The 19,483-nt window shown below is 49.4% G+C and carries 16 protein-coding genes; 4 read left to right on the top strand and 12 right to left on the bottom strand.

Features of this window, described 5'->3' with window-relative positions:
- Nucleotides 1–121: 121 nt before the first annotated feature.
- Genes CHI14_RS12510 through CHI14_RS12500 form a run of 3 tightly spaced genes read right to left on the bottom strand, consistent with a single transcriptional unit; the run spans nt 122 to nt 4,804 of the window.
- Nucleotides 122–1,279 (bottom strand): substrate-binding domain-containing protein, encoded by a 1,158-nt coding sequence (locus CHI14_RS12510; protein ID WP_170948114.1) that lies wholly within the window; start codon nt 1,277–1,279, stop codon nt 122–124.
- Entirely contained in the window at nt 1,266–3,083 is a 1,818-nt protein-coding gene (locus CHI14_RS12505) for a cache domain-containing sensor histidine kinase (protein WP_095288767.1), read from the bottom strand. Before CHI14_RS12505 ends, CHI14_RS12510 begins: the two co-directional genes overlap by 14 nt.
- A complete protein-coding gene (locus CHI14_RS12500; RefSeq protein WP_095288766.1) occupies nt 3,080–4,804 on the bottom strand; it encodes a response regulator in 1,725 nt (574 codons plus the stop codon). Before CHI14_RS12500 ends, CHI14_RS12505 begins: the two co-directional genes overlap by 4 nt.
- Before the next feature lie 219 nt (nt 4,805–5,023).
- Between CHI14_RS12500 and CHI14_RS12495 the strand changes: the two genes are divergently transcribed.
- Complete coding sequence (locus CHI14_RS12495; RefSeq protein WP_095288765.1) at nt 5,024–5,536, top strand: hypothetical protein; 513 nt, start codon at nt 5,024–5,026, stop codon at nt 5,534–5,536.
- Between the two features lie 145 nt (nt 5,537–5,681).
- Here the strand turns inward: CHI14_RS12495 and CHI14_RS12490 are convergent, their stop codons facing one another.
- The gene (locus CHI14_RS12490; RefSeq protein WP_095288764.1) at nt 5,682–6,551 is read right to left on the bottom strand and encodes a tyrosine-type recombinase/integrase; all 870 of its coding nucleotides are present in this window, start codon (nt 6,549–6,551) and stop codon (nt 5,682–5,684) included.
- Nucleotides 6,552–6,720: 169 nt separating this feature from the next.
- On the opposite strand from CHI14_RS12490, the gene CHI14_RS12485 reads away from it, so the two are divergent.
- The gene (locus CHI14_RS12485; protein ID WP_095288763.1) at nt 6,721–6,921 is read left to right on the top strand and encodes a cold-shock protein; all 201 of its coding nucleotides are present in this window, start codon (nt 6,721–6,723) and stop codon (nt 6,919–6,921) included.
- Nucleotides 6,922–7,259: 338 nt separating this feature from the next.
- On the opposite strand, the gene CHI14_RS12480 is transcribed toward CHI14_RS12485, so the two are convergent.
- The 7 genes from CHI14_RS12480 to CHI14_RS12450 all read right to left on the bottom strand — a co-directional run bounded on the left by CHI14_RS12480 (nt 7,260) and on the right by CHI14_RS12450 (nt 15,409).
- Complete coding sequence (locus CHI14_RS12480; protein ID WP_095288762.1) at nt 7,260–8,060, bottom strand: ABC transporter ATP-binding protein; 801 nt, start codon at nt 8,058–8,060, stop codon at nt 7,260–7,262.
- Nucleotides 8,061–8,082: 22 nt separating this feature from the next.
- Nucleotides 8,083–9,099: an ABC transporter ATP-binding protein gene (locus tag CHI14_RS12475; protein WP_095288761.1), complete on the bottom strand. Its 1,017-nt coding sequence runs from the start codon at nt 9,097–9,099 to the stop codon at nt 8,083–8,085.
- 4 nt (nt 9,100–9,103) lie between these two features.
- Nucleotides 9,104–9,940 (bottom strand): ABC transporter permease, encoded by an 837-nt coding sequence (locus CHI14_RS12470; protein ID WP_095288760.1) that lies wholly within the window; start codon nt 9,938–9,940, stop codon nt 9,104–9,106.
- Nucleotide 9,941: 1 nt separating this feature from the next.
- Entirely contained in the window at nt 9,942–10,952 is a 1,011-nt protein-coding gene (locus CHI14_RS12465) for an ABC transporter permease (RefSeq protein WP_095288759.1), read from the bottom strand.
- Nucleotides 10,953–11,023: 71 nt separating this feature from the next.
- Nucleotides 11,024–12,835 (bottom strand): ABC transporter substrate-binding protein, encoded by a 1,812-nt coding sequence (locus CHI14_RS12460; protein ID WP_095288758.1) that lies wholly within the window; start codon nt 12,833–12,835, stop codon nt 11,024–11,026.
- A gap of 214 nt (nt 12,836–13,049) precedes the next feature.
- The gene (locus CHI14_RS12455; RefSeq protein WP_095288757.1) at nt 13,050–13,694 is read right to left on the bottom strand and encodes a Vat family streptogramin A O-acetyltransferase; all 645 of its coding nucleotides are present in this window, start codon (nt 13,692–13,694) and stop codon (nt 13,050–13,052) included.
- A gap of 35 nt (nt 13,695–13,729) precedes the next feature.
- Complete coding sequence (locus CHI14_RS12450; RefSeq protein ID WP_249281084.1) at nt 13,730–15,409, bottom strand: methyl-accepting chemotaxis protein; 1,680 nt, start codon at nt 15,407–15,409, stop codon at nt 13,730–13,732.
- Between the two features lie 351 nt (nt 15,410–15,760).
- Here CHI14_RS12450 and CHI14_RS12445 point away from each other — a divergent pair, with 351 nt between their 5' ends.
- Nucleotides 15,761–16,255, top strand: coding sequence for a MarR family winged helix-turn-helix transcriptional regulator (locus CHI14_RS12445; protein ID WP_095288755.1), 495 nt, complete (start codon nt 15,761–15,763; stop codon nt 16,253–16,255).
- Between the two features lie 29 nt (nt 16,256–16,284).
- Nucleotides 16,285–17,226 (top strand): NADP-dependent oxidoreductase, encoded by a 942-nt coding sequence (locus tag CHI14_RS12440; RefSeq protein ID WP_095288754.1) that lies wholly within the window; start codon nt 16,285–16,287, stop codon nt 17,224–17,226.
- Nucleotides 17,227–17,373: 147 nt separating this feature from the next.
- Here the strand turns inward: CHI14_RS12440 and CHI14_RS12435 are convergent, their stop codons facing one another.
- Nucleotides 17,374–19,383: a CotH kinase family protein gene (locus CHI14_RS12435; protein WP_095288753.1), complete on the bottom strand. Its 2,010-nt coding sequence runs from the start codon at nt 19,381–19,383 to the stop codon at nt 17,374–17,376.
- Between the last annotated feature and the right edge of the window lie 100 nt (nt 19,384–19,483).

Genomic DNA, 19,483 nt, shown 5'->3' with positions numbered 1-19,483 from the left:
CCCCCAAGTTCATTCGGCTTCACCGATGTCTTTATTATGAAAGGGTTTACACGATTTTCGAATACAATATCTTCATCTGTTTTATCGAAATCTTCCTCTGTTCGATTGATGTCTTCGATCTTCATTGAACAAACGGAAACAGCAGCTTCTGATTATCCATCCAGAACATATTGTCCGTACTGACCAGCTTCGTTTCCAGCGTCACTCTGGCTTGCACCTGCTGATTATTCAGCCGTGCCACGGCCTGATTCAAACCAAGATACCCTGCGCTGAAGCCATTTTGCACAATAAGATGCTGGAATACCCCTTCCTGCAGCTGCTCCAGCTGCTGCTGCTCACTCCCGAATCCTACAATGTTGACCTGGTGCTCCAACTTACGGCGATGCAGTTCATCCGCCGCTCCCAGAGACGCGGGCTCCTGCAGGGCAATGAAGCCGTCTACCTGCTGCTCGTCCAGCAGCTGCTTCGCTGCCTGCCAGCAAACCTCTCGTGTGCTGCATACGGACTTGGGTTCAACCTGAATACCCGGATACTGCACCAGCGCTTCCATGACGCCCTGCTCCCGGTGGATTAGCCCCGGATTCACAGGATCTGGCCCCAGCAAGGCTACGCTGCCTCTGCCTCCCAGAAGTTCGGCCATCGCTTCACCTGCCTGCCGCCCAGCCTCCACATTATCCATGGAAATGACACTCGTAATCCCTTCTACAGGGAACTCATCGTTGAGAACAATCACCGGAACACTCATGCCACTCTTATTCATCGTTTGGGCCTTCTGAATAATGTCGCCAAGTACCTTCTCACTCAGTGGATCAACGAGCAGAGCCGAAGCGCCCTGTTGCAAAGCCTGCGTCACTGCTCGGATCTGAGCCTGTTCGCGCTGACTGTACGCCGAAACGCCCTGCCCGGACAACTCCTGCGGATCTCTGGCTCGGTGGATCGCAGGATCGGGATTGGACGGCGCATACGTTGCCGCCTCGGATGGAAATGCCTCCACCGTCAGCAGTTCAGCTCCATGTTCCTTGGCTGCTGCTTCTGCCCCGAGCCTTATCGCTTCAGCAAGTTCACCTGTCCCAGCAGGGGTGATTAGAGCGACACGAGGTGGCGGCAGTACCGAATCGGCATTGGAGATGCCACATGCCGTACTCAGGAATAAACAACAGCCTGCCGCAACATTCCCCATACTTCTGCGTACACGAAGGATGGACTGACTGAACTTCTTGATGGAATCTGCACGAAAGATCCTGCGGATGATTGCTTTATCTTCATTACCTTTTATCATAAAAATCGCCATCCTCCCGTTCGCATTGAACCGGTATCCGAATCCAGACCGTCGTTCCTTCCTCCAGCTCACTCTCAAATTCAAGACCGCACCCTTCCCCGTAATAGAGCTGAATCCGGTCATGCACATTGCGCACGGCTACCCCTGATCCAGCACCACTCTTCACGATGGGACTGCCCTGAAGTAGTCCTGCCACTTGCTCCTCCGTCATGCCGACACCATTATCCGAGATGCGGAATACCAGCTGGCCGCTCTTCCGATAGACGCGGATCTCAATGCAGCCTTCATCCGTGTGATACTCAATCCCATGCACGATGGCATTTTCAATTAACGGCTGAAGGACCAGCTTCAGAGTCAGACAGTCCAATGTATCCTCATCCGCATCCAGGCTGAACCGGAATTTGCGCTTGAACCGCATCTGCTGAATGGTCAGGTAATGGTGCGCATGCTCCAGCTCTTCGCGAACGGTAATAATGGTTTTCCCTTGGCTGAGACTTATGCGAAATAAGCGTGAAAGCGAGGTGATCATAGTGATTACTTCTTCATTACGACTCATGCCCACCATTCGTACGACAGAATTCAATGTATTGTAGAGAAAATGAGGATTAATCTGGGCCTGCAATGCTTCCAGTTCGAGACGCCGCTTCTGTTCCTGTTCATGGATGATCTCATTCATCAGGGTACGAATTTTGTACACCATCAGGTTAAACCGACGGGATAGCCGTTCCACTTCAAGTGGCCCCTGAACGGGCAGCTCCACGTTGAAGTCCCCTCTCTCCACGGCTTTCATCTTCCGCTCCATTCGCCTGATCGGACGTGTCAGACTGGAAGAGAGCAGCATGGACACGAGAATGACAAGTATAAGTACAACCAGCAGTACCCGGACAAGATAGCCATTAACCTCCTGCCGGGTTGTCATGATTTCATCCAGGTAGGCCACACCGACAATTTTCCATCCGATATTGGCGACAGACTTCACGGTGTTCAGCCTTTTCTGTCCATCCGCTTCATCTTCATAACTGCCTGTGGCCACCAGGGCCTGTTCGATATTTTCGCTTTTGAGTCCCATGTACATCAGCTGCTGCTGCGGATGATAAACAATGTTGCCTGCGCTCTCGTCGATGATGTATACATATCCCCGCTGCCCCAGACTGACCCTGCGGCTCAGTTCATCCATCTGTTTGAAATTAATATCTACCAGCAGAATGACCTGTCGATCCTGACCATTTTGCCGTACAGTAATGCCCTTGCTCATTGACACGACCCACTTATAGGGGCCTGAGTACATGTTCTGAATATGAGGCAGTGAAAAGCTAAGGTGGTCCGGCACTCTGAGCGCAGATTGAAACCACCCTTGCTGTGTCACATGGGCGCTTGATTTTAGCTCGGCCGAAGGTCTGTTCTTGAGCAGTTCGCCCTTGGAGTCGAGCAGCGTAATGGAGATAATGTCCTCCCTGCTGCTCAGCAGTGTATCGAGCTGTTTGTCCACCTGTTCCCCTTCCCAGGTTCCGTCCCGCAGCATATGCTCCTCGATAGCTCGGTACAGATGCGACATGCTCCGGACATAGTCCTCCAGGTTGTAGCTGACCTGATCGACAATCTGCCTCGTTGTCAGTTCGGCGCTTCGTTCGGCAGCCTGTGTGAACTTGTCATGCAGAAGCAGGGCCATGCTGGTGAGCACAAGTACGATGAAGATGGAAAAGGACCACGTGATAATAGACCGAATACTGCTGACCTTCGAGGATCGAAGACGGAAACGCAGCCGGAGCCATAACTGTCCCATCCATCCGGCTAATGTTCTCATCGTTCTGCACCTTCACGCGTTGTCAGCGCGAACTGCTTGCGATATTCTTTGGGCGAGACGCCGATATGTTTCTTGAAGCAAAAACTGAAATAATTCGGTTCAGCGAAGCCTACCCGTTCTGCAATCTCAAACGACTTCAGCTCCGTGGAGCGAAGCAGTTCCTTGGCCGCCTCCATACGGATCTGCATCAGATATTGCAGGAAGGTAAGCTGCACTTCTTTTTTGAAAATGCCGCAAAAATAACCTGAACTGATATGCAGATATCCGCATACCTTCTGTATGGACAGATCGGGATCGGCGTAATGTTCCTTCGTAAACCGCAGTGCCTGCTCCACAATATCCTTGTATACATGCTGGCGCCCGCTGGCAATCCGGTGCTGTACGAGCACGCAGACTTCCCTCACTTTGTGTTGTGCCCCAGACAGTCCCGGCAATCGGAACATATCCGCATACAATTGGAAACCGGAACCGAAGATATCCTCCATGTCCTCACCAGATGCCTGCGCTGCCTTCCATACCGTCGTCAACACTTCAATCAGGTACAGCTGGATGTCCCCCCGACCATGCTCCACCGTAATTTCCCGGAAAATGATATCCAGTGCGTCTTCCAGCTCCGTTCCGGTTCCTGCCTTGAGCGTACGGGTCAGCGTCTGCTGCTTCAGCTCGTCAAAACGCAGCTTGCCTGCAGTCTGCCGCTCCACGTCTGCAATATAGATAAGTGAATCCGTCCCCGGCACCAGTCTGTAGTCGAGCGCCAATAATGCATCCTCATAAGCATGTTTCACATCCGAGAGGGTATCGACCATGGATCCAGATCCCACGGTGGCCGGGATGCGCAAATAGTGATTAATGCTGCGGATGACATTTTCAAGGGCCTGCTGCTGATGTTTCTCCCCTTCGCCCTGACCCCAGCGATCAATAAAAAGCAGAACAATGGCTTCCTGGTGCATAAAAGCATGTCCTGCCCCGTGTTCCTTCCATACCTCTTCGGCAATGTTAAGTGCAGCGAACTGCTTCAGTTCCGCATCCTCGGAGTGACGCAGTGATCCCCCGGAATCCCGGTTACCCTTATTCTCCGATACATTGTCTGCCCTGACCGATTCCTGAGCATTCGCTCCCACTTGATGGCCATTCTTCTTCCCGTCACCCTCCATGTGCAGCGTCAGAACGGATACCCCATACCGCTCACCGTTTAGGTCCAGACCGCACTGTTTGGCTTTGTCATGAATGTACGCCGGCGATTTCTGCCGATGCAGCAGCGTAGCCATCAGATCGGCCTGCACCAGCGGCAAGCTTGTATAATAATGATCCCGCAGCTGCTGAACGTCTTCGCGTTCTGCCACCTCAGATGCCATCTGCGCTCGCAGACGTGTAAGCAGTTCGGTCAGATGCCCGGCTGAGAACGGCTTCAACAAATATTCATCCACACTCAGCGAGACAGCCTGCCTGGCATAATCAAACTCATCATATCCTGTCAAAATGACAACCTTCACGAGCGGGTTGCGTTCCCGCAGCCTTCGCGCAAGTTCCAGTCCATCCATAAACGGCATGCTGATGTCGGTTACCACGATATCGGGCTCAACCCTCTCGGCCATCTCCAGCGCTTCACGGCCATTCTCTGCCAAACCGACGATTCGCAGGTCCAGGGCCTCCCAATCTACCTCTATGACTAATCCTTCGCGTACGTCCTCTTCATCATCCACCAGCAATACCCGGTACACGTCCGAATTCCTCCCCCAGCTCTTTGAATAATGCAAGATGCCTCATGTATATGTCGTTTCGATCCAAGGTTGCCATCATACTATACAATATTATTTCATTCGTGTAACCGCTTACTTTATGGAGGAGAAAGAATTATATTTATATCACATCCTTTTTGAATTTATGGTAAATTATAGTTAAATTATTTTGAAAAATTCGAGAAAGGAATATGATCTTAAATGAACAGATTACAAGCCGGATTGTTAACCACTGGGATCGGCGCCGTATTGCTTTGTAGCGGAGCCATTACCGAAGCCATTCGATCTGATCAGCTTCATCCCCATAGGGAAACATTAATGTGGGAAGATTATTCTCAGGACTTAAGGAATAAATTAATGCGTTCGTGGAGCGAGGGATTAGAGGCAATCCATAAGGTTATGGGTCAGGATGATGATAAGGAAAACCTAAGCAAGTGGAAGCTGTATTATGATTTGGAGCATGCCAAACACCAGATTCCCCGCAAAGAGCACTCCTCTTTCATTCACGTCTATTACGGTGAAGCCCGAAGATCCTTGCTTGAAAATGGAGATTTCATGCCTGCCCTGCTTCTGGATTCTGATCATTCGAAAGCCATTCAGTTCTGGGAAAAGCATGATGGAACGTATGCAATCATAACAATGGAGAAACGATTAGATGAGGACGGAAAGCGCAGATGGCTTGAAAGTGGTGCACAGATCATCAATAAGCCCTGACCCGCATATCAGCGGTTCAGGGCTATCATTCGTATGAAGTCTAGTAGGATCAATGCAATTTTAATTACAATTGCATAGACTCCTTTATATCTTTTTATCTAATCCAAATGGTGAGATTCCTTCTCCTGCTCTACGGGACTGGCATTTAACTCTTTACATATATCATCGATCGGTCTGGATTCGTATGTCCCATCATTTCAGCCAGACGATGGAGTGGAACACGCTCAGCCATGGCATAGCCAAACCGATGACGCAGATCATGTGAACTTAATCCTTCCAATCCGGCTACGGTCATTACTTTTTTAATCAAATGGCGAAGCGCCCTCTCGGTCAAACGATCATTAGTCTTCTCCGAAGGGAACAGGTAAGGGCTACCTGGACTCAAACCTTCCATATACTTTCTCAACATCGTAACACACACCATATTCAACGGAATTCTTCGTTGTCCGTTTCGTTTATCGGCCCGCACCGTGAGCTGCCCGCTTCGCCTGCCCAGTTCAATATCGCCTGGCTCCAGATTGCATACCTCCATCGTCCGCAGCCCCGTATGAAACATCAAGATCAAAATGGTCTGATCCCGCAGGGAATTCCCCTGTTCAATCGCAGAGAGAAAAGCTTCTTCTTCTCTGGGTGTCATGCGGCGAGGACTCACCTTGTCTTCGGGAATGAACTTTAAAGGTTTGGAAGGATCACTGCTAATGATGGACTCTGCTGCAGCCCATTTGAATAAGCGCTTCAATGTAATCAGTCTGCGGTTAATCGTAGCTGGCTTCAGCTGCAAAACGTTCTGCGAATAATCACGGTAGCTCATTAACGTGGATGTATTTATGTTTTCAATTCTGGTATCCTTTTCTCCAAATGCTGTACTTCCTTTGCACCATTCAAGAAAATGCTTCAGATCACTCGCATATTCCCTTAATGTTTTGGGAGTCAATTTAGCCTGAATGGTAAGCATATGTATGAATTCCTGAACAACCATTTCCCCATGCACCGGCATACCAGATACCTTATCCATTAGAAAAAACCTCCAAATCTTGACTTATATTAGCGGACATGGTATTATCATATTAATCGATACATTAGCGGACATCAAGTCTGTGGTTTAAATGCACCTGATAAGCAGTAATTTCTCATTAACTCTTATCAAAATGGTCGTTTAAAAACTTATTTTTTGGAGGAATCACATGCAAACAGGTACAGTGAAATGGTTCAACGCGGACAAAGGGTTCGGTTTTATCGAAATTGAAGAAGGAAATGACGTTTTCGTTCATTTCAGCGCAATCCAAAGCGACGGTTTCAAAACATTGGATGAAGGACAACGCGTTCAATTCGAAGTAACCCAAGGTAACCGGGGACCACAAGCTGAGAACGTTACAGTCATCTAATAATATCCAAGCTGCCTTTACAGGCAGCTTTTTGTTTGCATTCTCTTCCTTCGCTTATTCATTTAAGCAGCATACAACAGTACCGGAAAGAAGGTTTTTATTAAAACGAACAACAATAATTATAATGCAAATGCAACATTTTCTACGGTTGATGACATTCTTAACTATTATTCCGACAAGAAGACCAACCAGGATAACGCAAAGGATCACACCCATTCAACAGCCCCTTCGGCAGAGTCTGAACATACTCCATCATCACCCACTCGCTAACGAACAATTTCAGATTGGACAACAAAAGCCCTGCTCCGCTTATAAACGGTCCAGGGCTTGATTTATGTTTAATCCAACACCCAGGGAGAGTGTATCTTGGGGACATCATTAATCAACTGCCTTGTATAGGGATGCTCCGCTTGGTGAATGACTTCCTCAGCTTTTCCTGCCTCCACCATCCGTCCGTGTTCCATGATGCAGATCGTGTCGCTCACATAATAAGCGAGACCTACGTCATGGGTAATAAACACAATGGTCATCCGGTTCTCATCACGCAGCTTGAGCAGCATATCGAGAATCGTGGAACGCGAACAGGCATCCACCATGGAGGTGGGCTCATCGGCGATCAGCACTTTCGGGTGCAGCATGAAAATTCTCGCAATCATTAACCGCTGCATCTGTCCACCGGACAGCTCGAACGGATATTTGTTGTACAACTCCTCAAACTTCAGGTTCACGAAGGAACAAGCTTCCTTCATTTTGATGTACGCCTCATCCTGGCTGAGCTTCAAACCTTGCAATTTAATGCAATCCACGAGCAGCTTCTCTACCCGGTGAAAAACATTAAACGAAGAGAACGGATCCTGGAAAATGGCCTGGATATCCTTCCAATAGGATTTGCGTTCACGGTATCGTCCAAGCTGTCTCGGCTTCCCGTTATATTCGATGGTGCCACTCGTTTCTTTCAGCAGGCCCATAATCATCTTCGCAAGCGTGGTCTTGCCACTGCCGCTCTCTCCAACAATCGAAATAATCTCGCCTTCGTGAAAATCAAAGCTGACATCGTCTACCGCCGCCTTTTTACGGCTGCCTGTACCGTATACCTTCGTCAGATGACGGCCGCTGATCAGCACCTTGCCCATCGCCATGCGGGTTCACTCCTTCCGGGAGTCATGAATCAAGCTGCTCCTCTTTCCTGATCTGCTCCAGGATTTCCGGTGTCAGCAGGCAGCGATAGATCCGTTCTTGCACCTGGATATTCTCAATCTTGCCCTGACGACATTCATCCGTAACCAGCGTGCAGCGCTCTGCGAATCGGCAGCCTTCAGGCACATGCTTCAGATTGGGCGGAGCGCCAGGTATCGCTGCAAGCTTATGTTCCTTCATCCCTTCTTCCGGCACAATGATGGACCCCATCAGCTTACGGGTATATGGATGCAGTGGATTGAAGATCATCTGGTCCGCCGTTCCCCGTTCCACAATTTCGCCGGCATACATGACCATAATCTCATCCGTGACGTGATACAGAAGCGGCAGCTCATGGGTGATAAACACCAGCGACTTGATCACTTCGCGTTTCAGCAAATCCTTCAGTAGACGGATGACCGCCTTCTGTGAAGTCACATCCAGAGCGGATGTCGGTTCATCCGCAATGAGCACTTTGGGATTCAAAATGGTTGAGATGGCAATGACGGTTCGCTGCTTCATGCCACCGGACAATTCATTCGGATACATATCCAGCACATCCGGGGACAGATTCAGCGATTGGAAACGCTCGGCTGCCATCCTCCGCACTTCCTGACGCTTCATCTCCGGACGATGTTCCTTCATAATATCCTCGATGAAACGGATAATCCGCAGCGTTGGATTAAGTGCATTCATCGCAGCCTGCGGAATATAGGCAATTTCCTTTCCGAGAATGCGGGAGCGCAGCTGCTCCTTGTTCAGCTGCATAATGTCCGTGCCATTGATCCGGATTGAACCACTGCCATAATGCAGGGGCGGGAAATAGAAGCCCATCAGGCTGAGTGCCAGTGTTGACTTGCCGCAGCCGGACTCCCCTGCAATGCCCAGCGTCTGCCCTTCTTTCAGTCCAAACTCCACCCCGTCAACCGCATAAACATTTTCTTTGAGCCGGGTACGGTAATAGGTTTTGAGGCCGCTGACCTGAAGTATAGGTTGGTCCATGGTCTTAGCTCCTTATTTTCGGATTAAAGATTTCGTCCATGCCCGTATTCATCAGATAGAGCGAGAACGTAATGACGGCAATGGCCATGGCCGCAGGAATGAATGCCCACCATGCTCCTGCTACCGGAGCTTCAAATACCAGGGCCCAGTTCATCAGAATGCCGAGTGATATCGTGTTATACGGACCGAGCCCCAGCATCGAGATTGAGGCTTCGGACAGAATGCCCGAAGCGGTCTGGAGCACAAAGGCCATGACAACATATGACGCGATATACGGCAGAATCTCATGGATAATAATACGCGGCGTGCTGTGTCCCGAAATTTTCGCAATATGCACATGATCCCGGCTTCGCAGGGATGTTGTCTGTGCACGTACCGCCCTGGCTGTCCACGGCCAGCTCGTGATGCCAATAATGATGGCCGTTACGAGCGAACTGCGGGAATCGATACTGACCGAGATCAGAATCAAAATAATAAACGAGGGAATCACGATAAAAATATTCGTAACCGCTGTCAGGAAATTGTCCAGCATGCCTCCGATATATCCGGATACCAAGCCCATAATCAGACCTATGACCGTTGCAAAAACGCCCGCGATCAGCCCCACCCGTATGGATGTCTGGATGCCATACATCAATTCCAGAAAGATATCACGCCCAAAGTTGTCTGATCCGAGGAGCAATCCATCCCCCGGAGGCTGGAAGGCCATTGCAATCATCTCCAGCGGATCACTGCGATTTATGAGCGGATAGATGGTAACAAGCAGCAGCATGCCTACAAAAGTCACTGCACCGATCATAAACTTGGGCGACTTCAGCAAAATAGAGATCGAATGCTTCATGTCATTGTTCCTCCATTTGAGCAGCCTTAATGCGCGGATCAATGAAGCCATAGATTACATCAATCGTAAAATTGGCCAGCAGCACGGCAACAGCAATCAGCAGTGTACATCCTGAAATGAGCGGATAATCGAGCTGACGTATGGCCGTGAAGAGCCAGGTGCCAATGCCCGGATAACTGAACACAATTTCACAGATCAGTGATCCGCCAACCATGGTGCCAATGGAGAGCGCCAGTCCCGTGATCTGCGGCAGCATGGCATTGCGGAACACATAGCGGGCAATGCGGCCGTCCCGAATGCCAAGCAGTTTGCTGTACAGCACATAGTCCGAATTCAGCTCATAGATGGACATCTCCCGCATGCCAATTGCCTGACCGCCAATGGTCACGAGCACAATGGACAGGAACGGCAAGGTATGGTGGCGTATGACCGACATGATAAAGTCGAAGCTTAGCTGGGGCACCATCTGGAAGTCGTATCCACCGGACAGCGGAAACCATTTCAGTGTTAAAGCAAAGACATACAGCATAATAATAGCCAGAGTGAAAAAAGGAATGGAATTGATAAACAGCGCTACAGGAAACAGCACTTTATCAAAAACACCTTTCCGGTACGCCGCGATGGCACCGAGCAAATTGCCGATCAACCAGCCCACCAGGATAGCTGGAAGTTGAAGCCCCACCGTCCAAGGGACGGCGGAGGCCAGAATGTCCGTTACAGGCTTCGGATATAATCCGAAGGACGTGCCAAGATTGCCTGTGAAGAGATTTTTCAGATAAATGCCAAACTGGGTCCACAGGGGCTGATCAATACCAAATTCAACGGTAAATGTCTCATACACCCGCTTGATGGAATCCGAATCAGTCATGCCTGCAGTCATTTTGGAAGCGATCATGCTCACCGGGTTGCCTTCAATCAGTCTTGGCAGAATAAAATTTAATCCGACGGCGATGATCAGCGTCAGGCCATACCAGAACACTTTTTTCGCTACATATCTGGCGTAGGCATTCATTGGATCCAGCACCCCCCGAATTTTACGGATAAGGCCATATTTGTACTAAGGTGAGAACCTTTTGTCATCTCCTAATTATGAATTTGGTAAAGTGCCTTGATGCCTGCGCCATCCATGGAAATCTGCGGCGGAATGTTGGTACCGTCCCCTTCGGACGGGAAGCCTTTCCAGACGGACTCATTCACGGTATCAAACACCCACGGTCTGTACATTAGTGGAATGGACGGGATGTCTTTGAGCCAAATCGTATTCAGTTCAGTGTAAAGGGATTTCAGTTTCGCCTCATCGGATACGGAAGGAATCTCTTCAATGATTGCGTCTGCACGGTCATTCTGGTAACGGCCCCAGTTCCAGAATGCCATCTCACCGAGTGGAGCAACGCCTTTCGAATACATGATGGTCATGGCACGGTTCCACGGCTGGCTCGGACTCACACCGCCCGCAGGCGTGTTCATGATAATATCGAATTTGCCGGTCTGCAGATCATTGGTCCATACCGGGGATTCCGGGAATTTGGTTCGAATCTCAATGCCGATGGCTTTGGCGCTCTGCGCGACGATCTCCAGGGCCGCATTCCAGTCAGACCAGCCGTACGGACACTCAATTTCAAACGGTCCGAGACGGGTACCATTCAGTACACGAATGCCATCTTTGCCTTTGACAGCCCCAATCGAATCAAGCAGCGCATTGGCCCCTTCCACATCGGTGGTCCATTGCAGAGACTTGATTGCATTCTGATCAATATACTTGGACTCGGCATCTGAGTCCAAGGTCAGCGAAGGCTGCATCGGTGCAGAATAACCGCTCATTGCCAGTTCGGAGATCTTGTCATAGTTGATGCTCATGGCAATGGCCCGGCGGACATCTGCGTTATCCAGTCCGGCTTTGGAGAGATTGAAGAATATGCTCGGCATGGAACCCGGGAGATAATAAGGAGCATCTTTCAGATAGGTTTTGACCGGAGCGCCGCCTTCCCACATTTTCCACACCTGCGGGATAAACTGTTGGGAGACGTCCACTTGCCCACTCTTGAACGCCAGATCCCCTGCCGCATTATCCTTGTAGATCACATGGGTGATATACTTCGGTGCCGGCAGCTTGCCGAACAGCTTTTGTCCCCAGTAGTTGTCGTCGCGAATAATGGTAATTTTCTGATCATTGTAGAAGTGCAGCTTGTAAGCTCCGGTGCCGACCGGATTATCGTTGATTTCCTTGCGGATCGCTGTCAGATCATTATTATTTTTCTTCTCGATCTCTTCCCAGATATGCTTCGGCAGCATCGGGATTAATTCAATGCTATCCAGTACGGTCAGTTTGTTGGAATTATCGGGGTTCAGCTTGATTTCCACGGATTGAGCTCCATCAGCTTTCACTTCCTGAATATAGGTCCAGAAACTGCTCCAGTTAATGTCGTATTTCTTGCCCAGTTCATAGGTGTACACCACATCATCTGCGGTAAAAGCCGTTCCGTCACTCCACTTCGCATCCGCGTTCAGCTCAATCCGCAGTGTTGTGTCATCCGTCCATTCGTATGACTTGCCGAGCAGCGGCTCAAGTGCTCCATCCAGCTGGTTCACCATAAATAAGGTCTCGTACAGGAGTTCTCTGGAGTTTCCGTAATTCACAGGGAAGGCGGGATTGCCGCTGAGCAGATTGAAATTGGTGGGGGGACCCCATTGAAGTCCATTGACATACAGCGTCTCGTTGCGCGGAGTCTCCTTATTGGTTTGTGAGGCCGGTTCATTTTGGGTCGTTGCAGCAGGTGGATCTACCGTTCCTTGCGGTTCACTTACCGACGGTGGCTGAACACTTTGGCATCCGGCCAATAAAGCAGCCGACAATAACAGGGCGATGAGCGGTTTTGCAGCACTCTTGACTCGCATCCTGAACCCCTCCGTGAATTCATATTGGTATTTGGAAGCGCTTACTTAACGATATTCTATGAGATATATCACATGAAACATTCCATCTCTTTCCTCAATGTCGAGACATTATTTTTTTGCAGCTAGGCCAAAGGGTGTAGGCATATGGTGACCAAATAAAAACAGCTGGCTCCGTCAGGAACCAGCTGTTGCTTCGTTTTTTTGAAAACCAATTCTATCTGCTATTCAAAAGTTTCTTCAATGTCTGCAGGTCATATGTGGAAACCAATTGTTCCAAATGGGTATCCAGCCACTCTTCATCCTGATCCCACCATTTCAGTTCCAGCAGCAGCTCAATCGTTTTGTCGTCAAAGCGCTTTTTGATCGGCTTGGCTGGGTTGCCACCAACAATAACATAAGGCTCGATGTTCCGTGTTACCGTCGAATTGGACGCCACGATGGCACCGTCTCCGATTGTGACGCCAGGCATGATCGTAACATTTTGCCCAAGCCATACGTCGTTACCAAGTACGGTATCGCCCTTAAATGGCAGCTGATCCAGAGTGGGCGTCACTCTCTCCCATCCTCCACCGAAAATATTGAAAGGATAGGTTGTCATGCCCTCCATCCGGTGGTTTGCACCATTCATAATGAAGGTCACACCTTCTGCAATCGCACAAAACTTGCCGATCACCAGGCGATCCCCAAGAAAATCATAATGATGCAGAATTCGGTCATAGAAATGTTCAGGCGGATTACTATTGTCGCTATAGTAGGTATAGTCACCGATGTCCACATTGGGGCGATGCGGCAAATTCGAAATATAACAAACAGTGCGAATATTCTCGTTGGGGAAAAGTTTTGTTTTATCGGGAGCCATACTTATTCCTCCTTTTTCCACCATTGTAACAGATATTAGATCTTAAACGGGCTGAGCGATGCCTGAAGCTCTGAGGAAACATCGGACAGCACCGCTGCAGACGCCTTAATCTGTTCCACCGACTTGAGCTGTTCATGAACCGAACCGGCGGCCTGCTGTGAATTGGCACTGGCCGTCTGCGCATGGCGTGCAATCTCGTGCACGGAAGCAACGATCTGTTCCACGCCGGCAGACATCTCCTCACTTGTCGCTGCCATGTCCTCAATTTCCGTTGCGATCCTCAAGTTTGTGTCCCGGATCAGGCTGAAGTTTTGTTCCGTTTCACGGGTCAAGCGCAGCCCTTCCTGCACTTCATCCTTCACTCGAGACATGGCTGATAGGGACAGCAGCATGTCCTGCTCCATGGCTTTGACCAGTTCCTCAATGCGGCTCGAAGAGTCCCCGGCCTGTTCAGCCAATTTGCGAACCTCGGTAGACACAACGGCAAAGCCTCTGCCATGCTCCCCTGCTCTGGCCGCTTCAATGGATGCATTAAGAGCGAGCAGGTTGGTTTGATTCGCAATCTCATGAATGGTAGTAACCATCTGGCTAATCTGTGCAGACTTCACTTCCAGCGTACGAATGACTTCATCCGTTGTTGTAACGGAAGATTCGATCGTCGACATTTGCTGAACCGTCAGCTGCACTGCTTCCCCTCCGGTTTCCGCCTGCCTGCGGGAGTAGAGGGCAGATTCCGAGATGCTGGAGGCCTTGTCTGCCATCCGCTGCACTCCAATGGCCACCTCTTCCATGGCCTGCAGGTTCTCTTCGGTACTGATGGTCTGGCTCTCTGCTCCTCTCGCGACCTGTTCCACCGACGAAGCAATCTGTTCCGATTCGCGTGCCGTCCGTTCCGCAATGGTCAAGAGTATTCCGGTCGAATGCTTAGCCTTCTCCCCCGCTTGAAGACCACCCTGAATAATCAGTTGCAAGCTGCTTCTCATCTCGTTATACCCGGCACCCAGCATGCCAATCTCATCTTGGACGTGATCAACAACTGGTTGCGTGAAGTCCCCCGTGCCTGCACGTTTGATCGCCATAGACACCCGTTCGATTCTTAATTTCACTCTGCGGACATACAGAATAATGGCTGTAATGGCTACCCCCATCGCAAGCAGGAATACAATCAGAAAAGTCTTCAGAAATGAAGAGATAATGACATCAATCAGTGATTGAGATGCCCCTACATAGAGAATTCCGATGATTTCCCCGGTTGCATCCTTGATCGGTTGATATGCCGTCTGTACATTCTGTCCAACGACAACGGCCTCACCGTAGAATTTCTCTCCCTGCTGCAAAACAGCCTGAGCGACCTGTTCCGATACTTTCGTCCCGACTGCACGCTCTCCATCCATCATTACATTGGTTGCCACGCGCTCTTCCCCGCGAAAAATGGTTACGGTATCTCCCGATGCCTCACCGATCTCATCCACAAGTTCGAAGTTGCCCTCCATTGCGGTCTCACCTTTGTAAAGTTCGCCATCCTTGATGGCCCAGTCGCCGGGGTGTTTGTATGTAATGATTCGATCCGCCATCTCCAAATCCCGCTTCGCCTTTTCCGTTGCAAATGTCGTAATTCCCTGTCTCATTTCCAGAATTACACTTACCGCTACGGCTGAGGAAAACACGATAAATATGCTGATAACGATCAAACTGATTTTGGTACCGATGCTCATGCTTCGCATGTGTTGAGCCACCCATTTCCCTTTGTAATTAGGTGATACCGAAGCGAATTTCGAATCGATTTCGATAATCACATATAGAGTTATCGGTAGGCACATTCACATTATTTATAAGTTTTCAGTGATATTTATCACAATTTTTCAATGAAAAAACCAAAACATTTCCGTGTTTTCCGTAATCGTGGGCGAATGCCCTTCCAGTTGGAAATTCTGATACTCCGTAAGTCCAACAAGATATGTCTGAATTCGTATAAGGAAAAAAAACCAAATAATATGTTGCCAGCCACATGAATCGGTGATATATTTATGTTGCCGACAACATAAATGAGAAAGTTGAGGTATACCATGACATCTACAGATGCTTCGAAAAAAGATCACCCTTCCCTTAGTTCAGCTAATGATGAATTCAGTGCTGAGCATTATCCGGTCAGCTTTGGCATTTTTGCTCTAGCACGCTCGCATAAGGGGCTGGCTGCTCAATTGATTCGGGATACGGGATTGTTTCCTGGTCAGGAAATCATGCTGATGCAGCTGTTCGCACAGGACCATCAATCCCAGAATTCGCTGGGTCGGACACTTCGTCTGGATCATTCAACGGTAGCCAAGTCGGTTCGCCGCCTGGAAAGTGCAGGTTTCGTTACTCGCAGTCGCTCCAAAGAAGATGGAAGGGTCACCATTGTCTCACTGACGGAAGCAGGTCGCGCTCTGGAGGATCAAGTGAACTCCGCCTGGAGCCGGGTAGAGCAGATCACTACGGCTGTCCTCTCAGATGAAGAAAAGAACTTGCTGCTGTCTCTATCACAGAAAATTGCTTCACATATTGATTCATCCTTATCCTAATAAATTCCCTAAACGATTGGAGCGAATATATGTCTACATTCAAAATGAAAGCGATCCAAGTTCATCAATACGGTGGTCCGGAAACCTTACAATTTGAACAGGAAGTAACTCGGCCCGAACCTGCGACCGGAGAAGTACTGGTACGTATTCAATTTGCCGGAGCCATTCCGCTGGATTGGAAAATTCGTAATGGCTGGCTGCAGGACGTGTTTGTCAAAAGTCTGCCGTATACACCGGGAACAGCCATGGCAGGCATTGTTGAATCCGTAGGTGAGGGTGTCCAGGATTTCCAGCCAGGAGATCGTGTGTTTGGCAATGTGAAGGGAAGCTACGCAGAATTCGGCATTGCTCCGGCTCAAGATCTGGTACATATGCCGGACGGACTGAGTTTCGAGGAAGCAGCAACCATTAAAGGTGGAGCCGAGGCTGCATGGAAGGCTTTGTTCACGGAAGGAGAGCTGGAAGCCGGGCAAACCGTTCTGATCCATGCTGCTGCGGGCGGTGTCGGACAATATGCAGTACAGCTCGCCAAATGGAAAGGTGCCCATGTTATTGCTACGGCTTCTGGAAACAATGTGAATTTTGTATCCTCCTTGGGTGCAGATCAGGTCATCGATTACAAAACAGCCGCATTTGAAGAGCTGGTCCGCAACGTGGATCTCGTTGTAGAAACGGTTGGTGGAAATAATGAAGATCGTTCTTGGGGTGTACTGAAACGAGGAGGCAAGCTGGTTTCTCTGACTCAACTCCCCTCCCGCGACAAAGCAGAACAATACGGAGTAACAGCCAAGTTCAATTCGAAATTCCCTACTTCAGAGGATTTGACGATCATTGCCAAGCTTATGGCGGACGGTACCCTTCGTTCAGAAGTTGACTCCATTTTCCCACTGCGTGACGCGGATCAGGCCCATGCCAAAAGTGAAGCCAGACGTGGCCGAGGCCGCATTTTGCTGGATGTCCGCTCCGTGTGATCATTGCTGATTGGAGTTATATACCTATTCCCATTCCGTATGTGAACCGGTTAATCCCAAAATAAAACAAAGAGGGATTCGATGTTATGCATCGAACCCCTCTTTTTGTTCTTCATGGACTAACCGTCTATATAAAGAAAATACTTTTTATTTGGATGTAAGACTTACTTGTGCTGCCGTTTGGTCCCAATCGACAGTCAGTCCCAATCCTTCAGAGATGAAGCGTACAGGAACCAGTGTACGGCTGTTTAGGATAATGGCTGGTGCATCGATATCAAGCGTCTCCCCATTAACCGTTGCCGTGCTGCTTCCAATCTGGAGTACGAGTGTCTGGTCGTTCAGAACAGCGGTTACCGTCTTCGCTGTTTTGTCCCAAGTCACTTCTGCACCCAGTGCTTCAAGAATGGCATTGACAGGTACCATCACCCGACCGCTCTGCTCGAGCGGATCCTGATCCGGGAACGAAATCGCTTGGCCATCCAAAGTAACGGCAATGGTTGGGTCTGTTGTTCCCGTTTCAGAGGAAGTTTCCGAGCCACCATCTTCCGTAGTCTCAGGCAGCGGTGTCACTTCACGTCCGAGCTGCTCTTGCAAGTTCGCGAGTCGGTTCAGGGCAAACGTCGTCAGCGATCCTGCTGCCATGGAGCCCATACCTCCGCCACCGCCGAAGTTACCACCTGGACGTGTCTGCGTGTTTCCTGTGCTCCCTGCCGCATCTGTTGATTCTGTTCCGCTGGTGCCATCCGGCTGCGAAGGTGGGGTCGTTCCATCTGGAGGCGTCATTCCTTCAAAGCCTTCCGGTGGTGTCATTCCCTCCATGCCCTCTGGAGGCGTCATGCCTTCGAACCCTTCCAGAGGCGTTCCACCCATACCACCTCCTGCATCTGCGTTAGCGGAGTAAGCGATATTGGATTCGAACTGTTCGGTTGTGTAGAATTTGGTTGGATCTGCTTCTACATAAGGACGGATGACATCAGCAAGTTCTGTAATACGGTCTTGGATGCCTTCCAGGTAATCCGTCAACTCGTTGACGTAGCTCAAGTATTTTTCCTTATACTCCGGCACGGCAAGCAGGTTGTTAATCATCGGTACATTTTCCATGCTTATGCCAAGTACAGGCTCGTCCACGGATACGTTCGTTGCATTGGTGTTGGTCGTAGTTGATCCGGTTGTCGTTGTTCCACGTCCGCCTCCACCCGAATATCCATTGAAGGACATGTTGAAGTCCCAAGGCACAACCGTGAACTTGCCATCAGCATCGCTGTAGAGCATGTAGTTATGCCCTTTGTCACCGTTATAGCTGTCATAGTTGCCGAAAACCATGTTTCCCGCGATATACTGAAGTGCGGAGTCAACGTCGAGCACGCTCTCAATATCGCCTTTTTCTCCTTCAGGCATGTCATTCAGCGTTTTGATGAAGTTTTTGAGTTTGGTTTTATTCTCGTCCATACCCAAATCTTCCGTGAGTGTGCTGTAGTCGCTGCCCTCTTCATATTGAAGATAACTTCTCTCGTCAGTATCATAGAGAACACCGCCTTCGTAATCTTCACCGTAGTTCCGCTCCAGGTAACTGTCATCCACCGCTTCAACACCTGTATAGAAACCTACCAATTCGCCGTTGACATACAGGTTGACGTAGTTCGTCATCGGTACATCCATACCAATGCTGCGCAGCGCTTCATAGTGAAGAACTTCACGCATGTACGATGGATCCGCGTAGTTGTTGTTCAATACCATTTTATCGAGGCCAAGCAGGGTTTGTGTTTTATCGTATTTATCAAACTTCAGCCTGAAGCTGTAACGGTCCGAATCTTCCATGGATGCCACGGACTTCAGTGTCAGATTGCCTTTGGTGGAGAAACCGACATTATCCAGCTTGTTGCCATCCACTTCCACGCTGACCTTCTTATAATCCTTATCCAGCGGACTTTCAAGCATGCTCTCCCAGTCTGCATCATCAATTGTAACGTTGATATCAATAACATTATCTGTCTGGAATAATGATTCGTAAGCTTGCGTAATGCCTGTGCTGGTCGTTGTAGCCGCTGTATCCTCTGCGGCATACGCTGCGTTAGGGCTAGCGATCAGACCGAACGACGACGTTACCATCGTCACGGACAGTGCCGTTACTGCAAATTTTTGTAGTAAATTATTCAAATGATAAATCCTCCTTCTTGGTTTCTGTTAAGCACCCGAGGCTTATAGGAACCATGGTAGAGGACAAACCTTTAATGAATCTTAAATGTGTCCGATGTTA

Origin of the sequence: Paenibacillus sp. 7516 (genome assembly GCF_002272715.1) — a bacterium.
Lineage (GTDB): Bacteria > Bacillota > Bacilli > Paenibacillales > Paenibacillaceae > Paenibacillus > Paenibacillus illinoisensis_A.
The sequence above is the reverse complement of the archived record's forward strand: the minus strand, read 5'-3'. Positions and strand labels throughout refer to the sequence as shown.